The following is an 11417-nucleotide window of genomic DNA, read 5'->3' as shown; positions in this document are numbered from 1 at the left end:
ATTACAGGCGTTCGTCGAGAGTTACCCTATGCTGGTATAATACAGTTGATTGCGTTGCAACCTTTTGGGGCTTTGGTCGTCTTATATTCGAAACCAACCTGATAATGGGGAGGCAAACAAAAAGATTTAAAAAAATATAAAATATAAAAAATTATGAAAACTTCTATCAAAACCTTGATCGCACTAACATTAACTGCAGTAGTATTAACAACATCAACAGTAGCAACATTTGCCGCCGACGGAAATAAGGAAACACTTTTAACTACAGTTAAAAAAGTAAACAAAATTGACGTATCAGGAAATGTTGAGTTGATCTTGGTACAAAGCTCAGACGAAAGCGTAAAAGTTTATGATGATTATTATGCTAAAAATGCTTTGGTACAACAAAAAGATGGCGTATTGCGCATCAGTTCTTTCAATAAACAACCATTAACAGTTGTAGTTTATGTGAATAACCTAACAGAGATTAACGCCGCCGACAATGTATCCGTTAAAACCTTTGGAAAATTTAGCGCATTGGCACTAGAGGTTAACCTAAAAGATAAAGCAACAGCGAACCTGAACATGAATACAGTGAGCCTGTTTACTTCGGTTACCGGCGATGCCAACTTGACCTTAACAGGTTCAACAGAAGATTACTCGAGCTTAATGGGAGGATTTGCTAAAGTTAACACTGCCCAGTTTACTGCCCAAAGCACAACGATCCAATCTAAAAATTCAGTAGTAGCGAGAGTTTCAGCTCCAGTTCAATTGCCGGATGCAGAATAGTACAACATTTAAAATTCATACACACATATAAATTTAGTTTAGTTTTAGTTTAGTTAATAAAAAAGCGGATGGATGTCCGCTTTTTTTATGGATATATTTGTAGCGTAATTATCATTTCTTTTCTATTAATTGTCCTTTAAAGGGCTTTTTATTATTTTGCTTGTTAATTAATAGATATATGAACCTCCCTTTTTCCTTTAAGCAAAAAATTAAGATTGCATTATTACTTTTTTGCATCATGCTATGCACTATAGTGATCCGGTTTCTGGAAGATAAAACTTTAAAGAATATGGGCAAGACCTTTGCGTCTATGTACAATGATCGTTTAATCCCTGCCACCGATCTTTTTCAGATTTCTGAGCATATGATAGCAAAGGGTAGAATTGTCGATGCTTATCTACACCAAGACCACAAGCAACCAGGAATAACAAAATTAACTATACGAAAATATGATTTGAAAATCGACTCTTTACTTGATAAGTATCAATCAACTTTTTTAGTTGCTAGCGAAAAAGACAACCTCAAGGTTTTGAAAAGACTGATCAACGAACATACCGAGATAGAGAATGCTGTTTTAGCAAACTACAATCAAAGGGCTAACCCAATAAAGATGGCCGATCACAAAAAACAATTGGATCTTTCTTATGGCAACATTTTTAAAATCCTTTCGGATTTAACTAAAATACAATCAGAGGTGGGAGAAAAGCTTAGTCTAGAATCACAAAGGCTAATAGGCGGAAGTAAGCTATACTCTATGCTACAGTTTGTATTGGTAATATGTATAGGGGTATTGATCGTTTCCATCATTTTTACAGCTAACCTGATCAAAATTAAACCAGAAAATTTCCATTTAAATTAATTTGGCCCATAGTATTTGGGCGAATTGGGCTTCTTTACTTTGCTTCGACCTTTACCAAATTATAAATCCGTACTTTTGCGGATAATTTTAGACTATATAAATCGTTAAAATATACTTTGAGTACACTAATTGCAGCAGAAGGCCTTGGCCACGCCTATCATGACGAATGGCTTTTTAAAAATCTAACCTTGGGTATTAATCCCGGTCAGCGTGTAGCGTTGGTTGGCATAAATGGCGCAGGAAAAAGCACCTTATTAAAGTTATTGGCCGAAAGATTCTCGCCTCTTGAAGGGAAAATTGTTAAAAATAAGGCTGTAAAGATTGGTTTTCTAGGTCAAGACCCCTCATTTCCGGCAGATTATTCGATTAGCGATTTCATTTTTTCTTCAGAAAACAAACAGCAACAGCTGATTAGAGAGTATGAAGAATTGATAGAGGATCCTAATCCAGATGAGAATAAACTTAACCGTTTGTACGAGGAGTTGAGCGAGCATAATGCTTGGGAATACGAGCATCAGATAAAAACGATTTTGAGCAGAATGGGCATTAACCATTTACAGCAAAAAATTTCTACGTTATCTGGCGGACAGAAAAAACGTTTGGCCTTAGCTAAATTATTAATAGAGGATCCTGAAATTTATGTATTGGACGAGCCCACCAATCATTTAGACATTGATACCATAGAGTGGCTAGAAAAATTGCTCACCTCTGGCAACAAAACTATTTTATTGGTTACCCATGATCGTTATTTTTTGGATAACGTATGTAATACTATTGTTGAGCTTGATAGAGGAAAAACATATAACTACAACGGAAACTATGCTTATTTTTTAGAAAGAAAGGCAGAGCGTGAGGCGGCGGATGATAGTACTTTTCAAAAGAACAAAAATCTACTGAAAAAAGAATTGGAATGGATGAGGAGAATGCCTGCTGCACGTACCGTTAAATCGCAAAGCAGAATAAATTCGTTCTATGATTTAGAAGAAAAAACAAGTCAACGATCTGATAATCAAATAGTTACATTAAATGTTAAAATGGCTCGTCAAGGAAATAAAATTCTTGAGCTGAACCATATAGGGCAAACTTTTGATCATAATGCGATCATAAACGATTTTAGTTATACCTTTAAAAGAGGTGATAGGATTGGTTTGGCGGGTAAAAATGGAACGGGCAAATCGACATTGCTGAATATCATTACTGGATTTCTTAATCCAGAAAAAGGTGTGGTTGATGTGGGTGATACAACTGTTTATGGCTATTACAAACAGGGTGGATTAGCATTCAATGAAAAAGAGCGCGTTATCGATATAGTTAAATCTGATGCTGAATACATTAAAATGGCTGATGGGCAAACGATATCAGCCTCAGCTTTGCTAACCCTGTTTTTGTTTCCTCCAAAGAAACAACATGGTATGGTTGAGAAATTAAGCGGCGGAGAAAAGAAAAGGCTGCATTTAATGAAGGTATTAATGCAAAACCCTAACTTTCTTATTTTAGATGAGCCCACTAATGATTTGGATATAGATACACTGAATGTATTAGAAGAGTTTCTGGAGAACTTTCCTGGAGTATTAGTATTAGTTTCTCACGATCGTTACCTCTTGGATAAAATGAGCGAGCAATTATTTATAATGGAAGGTGATGGGAGAGTAAGCATTTATAATGGGAACTATTCCGAATATCGCATAAGTTTGGATAATGCAAAGGATGTGCCTGTTTTGAAGTCTAAGATAGAGGAACCCATTGTTGCAAAGGCTCAAAAAAAATTGTCTTATAAAGAACAGATTGAACTCGAAGAAATAGAACACAAGGTTTCGCTCAAGGAAAATGAGATTGAAAAACTCTCCTCTTCCCTTTTGGTTATTCCTCCCGCCAATTATCAAGAGATAGAACTTATATCAAAGTCGATTGATAGCCTTAATCTTGATCTCGAACATATCATACAGCGTTGGGTGGAACTTTCGGATAAAACAAATTAAAAATGACAATATCAGACATAATAGCCACTATAGGGGTTTCCCTATTACTAATTGCCTTCTTCTTGCAGAGTTTAAAAGTAATAAAAGCAGAGAGCCTTAGTTATGGTCTTTTAAATCTATTAGGGGCAGGAATTGCAGGATATGCTTCTTGGATAATCCATTTTATGCCTTTTGTAATTCTAGAAGCTGTATGGAGTGCGGTGGCGTTATTTGGCATAATTAAATTACTTTCAAAAAATAATGTTTCACGTGGAACGGAATAGTACACTCTCTTGGTTTCACGTGGAACGAAAAAAATATAATGTTTAAAGAATACGATGTTTTAGTTGTTGGTGCGGGGCACGCGGGGTGTGAAGCTGCCGCTGCTGCTGCTAATTTAGGCTCCTCAGTCCTATTGGTAACCATGAACATGGAAACAATAGCGCAGATGAGCTGCAATCCGGCTATGGGAGGCGTGGCAAAAGGGCAAATTGTTAGAGAAATAGATGCAATGGGCGGTTATTCTGGCATAATAGCGGATAAAACGACCCTGCAGTTCAGAATGCTTAACAAGTCAAAGGGACCTGCAATGTGGAGCCCACGAGCTCAAAACGACAGGAAAAGATTTGCTGAAGAATGGCGTTTGATGTTAGAACGTATCCCAAACGTAGACTTTTGGCAAGAAATGGTGGGAAGTCTTATCATAGAAAATAAGACCGTTGTTGGAGTTAAAACAGCTCTTGGCGTTGAAATTAGAGCTAAAGCTGTAGTATTAACTAATGGTACATTTCTAAATGGTTTGATCCATATTGGCGAAAAGAAATTTGGCGGCGGTAGAACGGGTGAAAAAGCTGCTACTGGTATTACAGAACAATTGACTTCTTTAGGTTTTGAAGCGGGGAGAATGAAAACAGGAACTCCTCCAAGAGTAGACGGAAGATCCTTAAATTATACGGTAATGGAAGAACAATGGGGCGATAAGAACCCTGGTCGTTTTTCTTTTACTAACGTTGAGCGGCCCACCGAACAGCGCTGTTGTTGGATCACGTACACAAATGCAAGAGTACACGAGGAACTAAAGGAAGGCTTTGAAAAATCTCCTATGTTTACTGGTCGTATCAAAGGTCTAGGGCCACGTTATTGTCCCTCAATTGAAGACAAAATAAATCGTTTTGCAGAGAGAGATAGGCATCAAATTTTTGTTGAACCCGAAGGGTGGAATACCTGTGAAATCTATGTTAATGGTTTTTCTACCTCCCTGCCGGAAGACGTACAATATAAAGCCTTGACCCAAATCCCGGGATTCGAGAATGCAAAAATGTTTAGGCCCGGGTATGCCATAGAATATGATTATTTCCCGCCCACACAGTTAACATTAACCCTTGAAACAAAACTAATCGAAAATTTATTTTTCGCAGGGCAGATTAATGGTACAACAGGATATGAAGAAGCTGCTAGTCAGGGATTTATAGCTGGTATAAATGCACATCAGAAAATAAAAAACCAACACGAACTTGTGATGAAACGCTCTGAATCTTATATTGGTGTGTTAATCGATGACCTGGTAACGAAAGGTACTGAAGAACCCTATAGAATGTTTACCTCAAGAGCAGAGCATCGCCTATTATTAAGACAAGATAACGCCGACATTAGGCTCTCTCCTATCGCGCATAAATTAGGTCTAATAAATGATGAACGATTGGCGCTTGTAAACGACAAAATAAAAAATGCGGATGCTATAGTTGATTTCACGAGAAAACAAGGAATTGAAATGAGTGAGGTAAACTCTTTGCTTGAAGACTTAGGAACGGCAACCTTAAATCAAAATGTGAAATTGGTAAATTTATTGAGCAGGCCCCAAGTTGGAATTAATGATATACGAAAGGTGAGCCCGATGTTTAACGAACTACTAAATAAATTCGACCAGGAAACCGTGGAACAAGCTGAAATAAAAATTAAATATGAAAGTTATTTTGATAAGGAAAACGAAATTGTAAACAAAATGCAAAAGATGGAAGACAAATCCATTAATCCAGATTTTGATTATAGCAAGCTTCTTTCTCTTTCGAAAGAAGCGAGAGAAAAGTTGTTAAAGATTAAACCAAGAACCTTAGGCCAAGCCTCAAGAATTTCGGGAGTTTCACCTTCAGACATCTCTGTTTTAATGGTACATATCACTAGATAATCGTAATTATTTGATTTTCAGCTGGTTAGACTAAATAATAAATCGCGCGTTGCAAAGCCCTATAAAGCGTCTTTTTGTTTTTTTAATGATATCCATCAAAAACAATATAAATTTAAATACAGACCATATAAATGACGAAATTTAAAGGTTTAGGAAATGTGTTGAGTTATCAATCCTTTTTTTGGATTGCCTGTCTACTTTGCGGCTGTGCAGCAATGCAAACTCCACAAGGCGGTCCTAGAGATACTACTCCTCCGAAGGTTGTTAAAATGGAACCGAAAAATTTGACCACAAATTTTAATACCAAAAAGATAATCATAGATTTCGACGAGTATATAAAACTTGATAACGAGTTCAAGGAATTTACCATATCACCCGAGCAAGAAAAACCCCCCATTCTAAAAGCAAAACTTAAAAGGCTTGAGATTCAACTGCAGGATAGTCTTGAAAAAAATACAACCTACACCTTAAACTTTGGAAAAGCAATTGCCGATATCCACGAGAGTAATGCCATCAAAAATTTTACCTATGTTTTTTCTACTGGAGCAACGCTTGATTCTTTAAGTATCAGCGGACGTATAAGAAACAGTTTAACGGGCGAGCCAGAGTTAGAAGCGATAGTTCTTCTTTTGCCATTGGCCAGGGATACTATTTTTGGAAAAAGAAAGCCCTCTATCTATACCTATACAGATAGTAGCGGCATTTATAAACTAACAAATCTTAAAAAAGGTTCATACAAAATATATACGATAAAAGAACCTAACGGGGGCGATAAAATCTATCAGCAGTTTAATGACCAGGTGGGATTTATTAAGGATCCAATCCTACTGGATAAAAATCTGGATAGTATAAATATGAGCACCTTTAAAGAGTTGTCTCCAGTTTTTAGGGTCGTAGATCGGAAATTAAATACTGATGGTAGTATTAGCATGAATTTTAATCAGCTGTTGCGGAAACCGGAAATTACAATTTTAGAACCCGCATCGATAAATAATGATAAAAAAGTACAATTTAACGCCACTAATGATTCTGTAAAGGTGTGGCTGGCTGATCTAGGTTTCGATTCTATTAAAGTAGTAGTTAAAGATGAAGGAAAACCTTTGGATACCATTAAGATTTCTAGGGGCAAAAAAGACATCTATACCCGAACCATAACGGCAGGCGACAACCTGGAAAACGGAATGGTTAACCCAAACAAAAATCTTAAGCTAAATTTTAATCTTCCTGTAGATAACGTTGATCTGAGTAAAATTACTTTATTAGAGGATTCTATTCCAAGGAAAGGGCTTACGGTAGAAAAGGATAGTTCTAACCTTTTAAACTATATATTTAAGTATCCCTGGAAAACAAAAGAAAAATATATCCTCAAACTCGCAGATGGGGCCGTAACAGGAATCTTCAGCTCAAAAAATAAGGAGATAACCAAAAGTTTTGTCTTGGCAAATGCTGATGATTATGGCACACTTATGTTAACGGTGCAAGTTCCCGATAGCAGCAAAAACTACGTGCTTCAAATTGTAAATGAGAAAAAAGAACACGTCATATCAAGTCAGCAGATAACCAAAAACACGATCGTCACCTTTTCAAATTATAGAACGGGAATTTATTATGCCAGGATTGTATATGATGAAAACAAAAACGGAATGTGGGACACGGGGAATGTAAAGGAAGGTATCCAACCAGAGAAGATCATATACGAAAAAAAGGAACTTTCAATTAAAGCAAACTGGGACAGGAAAGAGATTATTGTTATTCCGCCATCTAAATGAAAAAGTATACTTTATATATCCTGCTTTTTCTTCAATTTGTAGCATTGGTGATTATGATAAAAAATCTTAACAAATGGACAATCTTAGCACCCTTTGTTATTACTTCCCTTATTTGCCTAAACGTTATAGTTAAAGAAAAAACAAAAGCCATCACCCTTCTAATGAGTATCATTATTATTATTGGCTTTATATTTTATTTCTATATACTAAGTCTGAACAACTTTAATTAGTTAACCCTATCACATGTTGCGTGCTACGATTGCTGATCTTTTGCACCATTGCAAAGTTAAAACCAACCCGCGTACATCATATAATTATCAGGTAATTTACCCAACAGAGCACGTTGCTCATCAGTAATGGGCTTTATCTTTTTTGCGGGAGTACCGGCATATAAGAAACCACTTTCGCATTGCGTATTTTCCAATACTACCGCTCCGGCCGCTATGATGCAATACTCTTCAACCACAGCATGATCCATCACTATTGCTCCCATTCCTATCAGCACGTGATCTTTTACGGTACATCCATGTACAATCGCATTATGTCCAACAGAAACGCGGTTACCAATATGAGTAGATGCCTTGAGATAAGTAGCATGGATAACTGCACCATCCTGGATATTGGTCTCATCGCCGATGGTAATTTTATTTACATCTCCCCTAATTATGGCATTGAACCAAATGGAACAATTATGGCCCATCACTACATCGCCCACAATGGTTGCATTAGGAGCTATAAAACAATTTTCTCCCCATTGGGGATATATTTCTTTAACAGGTAAGATTACTGGCATAGTATAAATTATTAGCTGATTGGCTAATTAGTGAATTAGCTAATTAAATTATTGTATCTATTAATTCTTTGGCGTGTTGGGGATAATCCGTGGTGTAATGCAATCCTCTACTTTCTTTCCTGGCAACGGCAGATTTGATGACCATATAAGCTACCTGTATTACGTTTCGGAGTTCACATAGTTTAACCGAAACCTTATTTTTCTTATAAAATTCTTCAGTTTCTTCATACAAAAGAAATAATCTTCGCATTGCCCTATCCAACCTAAAATCAGAACGAACAATACCAACATAGTCGCTCATTATCTTTTGGGTTTCGCGTAGGTTGTGGGTAACCAGAATATCTTCATTAGACTGGGTTACGCCCTGCTCATCCCATTCGGGAATATGTTCTGGAATAGTATTATTTGTATAGCTTTCCATAGCGGATAAAAATATCCTGTGTGCAAAAACTGTAGCCTCCAGCAAAGAATTTGATGCCAAACGGTTAGCCCCGTGCAAACCAGTAGAAGATACTTCACCACAGGCATATAAATTTTTGATGGAAGATTTTCCAAACTCATCTACAAGGATACCACCACACATGTAGTGCGCTGCCGGGGTTACAGGAATAAAATCTTTGGTCATATCAATACCTATAGATAGGCATCGGGCATAGATATTAGGAAAGTGCGTTAAAATGTCTGCTTTCTTGCGCATGGTGATATCAAGATAAACAAAATCATCACCAGACTTTTTCATTTCGGCATCAATTGCACGAGCTACAATATCACGGGGAGCCAATGATCCACGCTCATCATATTCGTACATAAACTCTTCCCCATTTCTTCTCCGCAATACGCCACCAAATCCCCTTACGGCTTCGGATATTAAAAAGGAGGGATATTCGCCCGGATTATAAAGTGCTGTTGGATGAAACTGGATAAACTCCATATTTCTGATTTTACCTTTGGCCCTATATACCATTGCCATACCATCGCCTGTGGCAATTACAGGATTTGTAGTTGCAGCATACACATGGCCGGCTCCGCCAGATGCCATTACAGTAACACTTGCTAATATCTTTTCAACATCGTTAAGCTCTGTGTTAAAGGCATATATACCATAACAGTTGATATCATCACTACTCTTATCCACATGCTTACCAAGGTGATGTTGGGTAATGAGCTCCAAACAAAAGTAATGTGTTAATATCTCTATGTTTTCATTTTCATGGATCTGCTTCAATAACACACTCTCTATTTCGTATCCCGTAATATCCTTATAATGTAAAACTCTATGTTCGGAATGGCCACCTTCTTTGGCCAGATCAAAAACTCCTGCTGTATTTTTATCGAAATTAATACCGTAATCTATAATCTCTTGTATACGCTGAGGGCCTTCCCTTACTACAATTTCAACAATTTTTTCATCACATAATCCATCGCCGGCTATCAAGGTATCTTCGATATGTTTTTCGAAAGAATCGGATTCATCCACCACTACTGCTACTCCACCCTGTGCATATTTAGTATTGGATTCGTCTTCATTTGATTTCGTAACGATTAATACTTTTCCGTGTTGGGCGGCTTTCAAGGCAAAACTTAATCCGGCAATACCCGATCCAATCACTAAAAAATCAACTTTCTTCATTAAAATAAACGTAAATAAACAAATTGTTAAGAATAGCTGTAATTGTGTTAACAGAATGTCTAAATAAAACCAACAACTATTTTTGAATCTTTAAAGCTAAGGTAAAAAGGTAATTTGACACAATCTTTTACATTATTTTTAAGCAACTTTGTATAGTTTATCAACGTTTTATAGGCATACTAACAATACACATTTTAGTATTGATAAGTTTATAGCTAAAGTAGTATAACGTTGTAAATCAGCTTAAGTTTAAAATATAAATGAATAATAATTGTTGGTAAATATAGGATAACTCATATCGCACTATTTTAAAATAGAATTTGTTCACATTACCAACACCTTAATAAGTAATAAGATTCTTTATATATAAAATTAATTATAAATTATTGATGTGTTGAGTACCGTATCTTTACCCTTGATAAAAGAATTGCAAATGGACATTGTTGAAGAATTAAATAGAAAAGGATTTATAGAGGAAGAGATTGATCCTACACTTGATCTTTTTGAGGAAATAGAAAAACTAAAGAAGGAAAAAAACGCAGTTGTTCTTGCTCATTATTATCAAGAACCTGATATACAGGATATTGCAGATTATATAGGGGATAGTTTAGGTTTATCACAAGAGGCTGCCAAAACTGATGCAGAAGTTATTGTTTTTGCTGGGGTACATTTTATGGCAGAAACGGCAAAGATATTATCACCTCAAAAGAAAGTTCTTTTACCCGATTTAAAAGCAGGATGCTCTTTGGCAGATAGCTGCCCGCCTCATTTATTTAAAAAATTTAAGGAGAAATACCCTGATCATTTGGTGATCACCTATGTAAATTGTACGGCAGAATTAAAAGCGCTGAGTGATATTGTTTGCACCTCAACAAATGCTGTTCAGATTGTTGAAAGTTTACCGAAAGACCAAAAGATAATTTTTGGTCCTGATAAAAATCTGGGAGCCTGGGTAGCAAAGAAAACAGGCAGGGAACTGGTGTTGTGGAATGGTGCCTGCATGGTTCATGAAATATTTTCTAGAGAGAAAATCACAAAGTTAAAGGAGCGACATCCGTTTGCTAAATTTATTGCACATCCAGAATGTGAAGAAGCGGTTTTGGCAATGGCCGATTATATTGGATCTACTACTGGATTATTAAAATATTCGATCAATAATGAGGCCCAGGAATTTATAGTTGCAACCGAAAGTGGTATTATCCACCAAATGGAAAAGGCAAATCCTAACAAAACTTTTATTCCGGCTCCGCCAAACAATAGTTGCGCATGTAACGATTGCCCGTACATGAAAAGAAATACGCTCGAAAAATTATACCTGTGTTTAAAAAATGGATTGCCAGAAGTTAGCGTTCCTGCAGATATTATCGATAGGGCACGTAGACCGATAGAAAGAATGTTGGAGATATCTGCAAATTTGGGGTTGTAGTCAGACTTTCAAAATCTTAAAGATTTTGA

The 11417-nt window shown here is 36.4% G+C and carries 9 protein-coding genes; 7 read left to right on the top strand and 2 right to left on the bottom strand.

Annotation, left to right across the window (positions count from 1 at the left end; all coding sequences use genetic code 11):
* The first annotated feature begins 153 nt into the window (after positions 1–153).
* The 6 genes from AC6H0V_RS15000 to AC6H0V_RS14975 all read left to right on the top strand — a co-directional run bounded on the left by AC6H0V_RS15000 (position 154) and on the right by AC6H0V_RS14975 (position 7539).
* Positions 154–768: a GIN domain-containing protein gene (locus AC6H0V_RS15000; protein WP_497561007.1), complete on the top strand. Its 615-nt coding sequence runs from the start codon at positions 154–156 to the stop codon at positions 766–768.
* A 178-nt stretch (positions 769–946) separates the two neighbouring features.
* Positions 947–1627, top strand: coding sequence for an MCP four helix bundle domain-containing protein (locus AC6H0V_RS14995; protein ID WP_497561006.1), 681 nt, complete (start codon positions 947–949; stop codon positions 1625–1627).
* 116 nt (positions 1628–1743) lie between these two features.
* Positions 1744–3606, top strand: a complete 1863-nt coding sequence (locus AC6H0V_RS14990; RefSeq protein ID WP_497561005.1) for an ABC-F family ATP-binding cassette domain-containing protein — start codon at positions 1744–1746, stop codon at positions 3604–3606.
* 2 nt (positions 3607–3608) lie between these two features.
* Positions 3609–3869 carry a CBU_0592 family membrane protein gene (locus tag AC6H0V_RS14985; RefSeq protein WP_497561004.1) on the top strand — a complete coding sequence of 87 codons (261 nt, stop codon included), beginning with the start codon at positions 3609–3611 and terminating at the stop codon, positions 3867–3869.
* Positions 3870–3907: 38 nt separating this feature from the next.
* Positions 3908–5770 (top strand): tRNA uridine-5-carboxymethylaminomethyl(34) synthesis enzyme MnmG, encoded by a 1863-nt coding sequence (mnmG, locus tag AC6H0V_RS14980; protein ID WP_497561003.1) that lies wholly within the window; start codon positions 3908–3910, stop codon positions 5768–5770.
* A 131-nt stretch (positions 5771–5901) separates the two neighbouring features.
* Positions 5902–7539 (top strand): Ig-like domain-containing protein, encoded by a 1638-nt coding sequence (locus tag AC6H0V_RS14975; protein WP_497561002.1) that lies wholly within the window; start codon positions 5902–5904, stop codon positions 7537–7539.
* Between the two features lie 286 nt (positions 7540–7825).
* On the opposite strand, the gene AC6H0V_RS14970 is transcribed toward AC6H0V_RS14975, so the two are convergent.
* Complete coding sequence (locus AC6H0V_RS14970; protein WP_497561001.1) at positions 7826–8332, bottom strand: gamma carbonic anhydrase family protein; 507 nt, start codon at positions 8330–8332, stop codon at positions 7826–7828.
* 43 nt (positions 8333–8375) lie between these two features.
* Positions 8376–9962, bottom strand: coding sequence for an L-aspartate oxidase (gene nadB / locus AC6H0V_RS14965; protein ID WP_497561000.1), 1587 nt, complete (start codon positions 9960–9962; stop codon positions 8376–8378).
* Between the two features lie 433 nt (positions 9963–10395).
* Between nadB and nadA the strand changes: the two genes are divergently transcribed.
* On the top strand, positions 10396–11388 hold the full coding sequence (gene nadA, locus AC6H0V_RS14960; RefSeq protein ID WP_497560999.1) for a quinolinate synthase NadA: 993 nt from the start codon (positions 10396–10398) through the stop codon (positions 11386–11388).
* The last annotated feature ends 29 nt before the right edge of the window (positions 11389–11417 follow it).

It is taken from the genome of Pedobacter sp. NO84, from assembly GCF_059703915.1.
Note: the sequence above shows the minus strand (reverse complement) of the source record. Positions and strands in the feature narration are given on the sequence as shown.

Excerpts from the sequence above, each read along its gene's own strand:
- AC6H0V_RS15000 (WP_497561007.1), top strand. The coding sequence starts at position 154 with ATGAAAACTTCTATCAAAACCTTGATCGCACTAACATTAACTGCAGTA.
- AC6H0V_RS14995 (WP_497561006.1), top strand. The coding sequence starts at position 947 with ATGAACCTCCCTTTTTCCTTTAAGCAAAAAATTAAGATTGCATTATTA.
- AC6H0V_RS14985 (WP_497561004.1), top strand. The coding sequence starts at position 3,609 with ATGACAATATCAGACATAATAGCCACTATAGGGGTTTCCCTATTACTA.
- mnmG (WP_497561003.1), top strand. The coding sequence starts at position 3,908 with ATGTTTAAAGAATACGATGTTTTAGTTGTTGGTGCGGGGCACGCGGGG.
- AC6H0V_RS14975 (WP_497561002.1), top strand. The coding sequence starts at position 5,902 with ATGACGAAATTTAAAGGTTTAGGAAATGTGTTGAGTTATCAATCCTTT.
- AC6H0V_RS14970 (WP_497561001.1), bottom strand. The coding sequence starts at position 8,332 with ATGCCAGTAATCTTACCTGTTAAAGAAATATATCCCCAATGGGGAGAA.
- nadB (WP_497561000.1), bottom strand. The coding sequence starts at position 9,962 with ATGAAGAAAGTTGATTTTTTAGTGATTGGATCGGGTATTGCCGGATTA.
- nadA (WP_497560999.1), top strand. The coding sequence starts at position 10,396 with ATGGACATTGTTGAAGAATTAAATAGAAAAGGATTTATAGAGGAAGAG.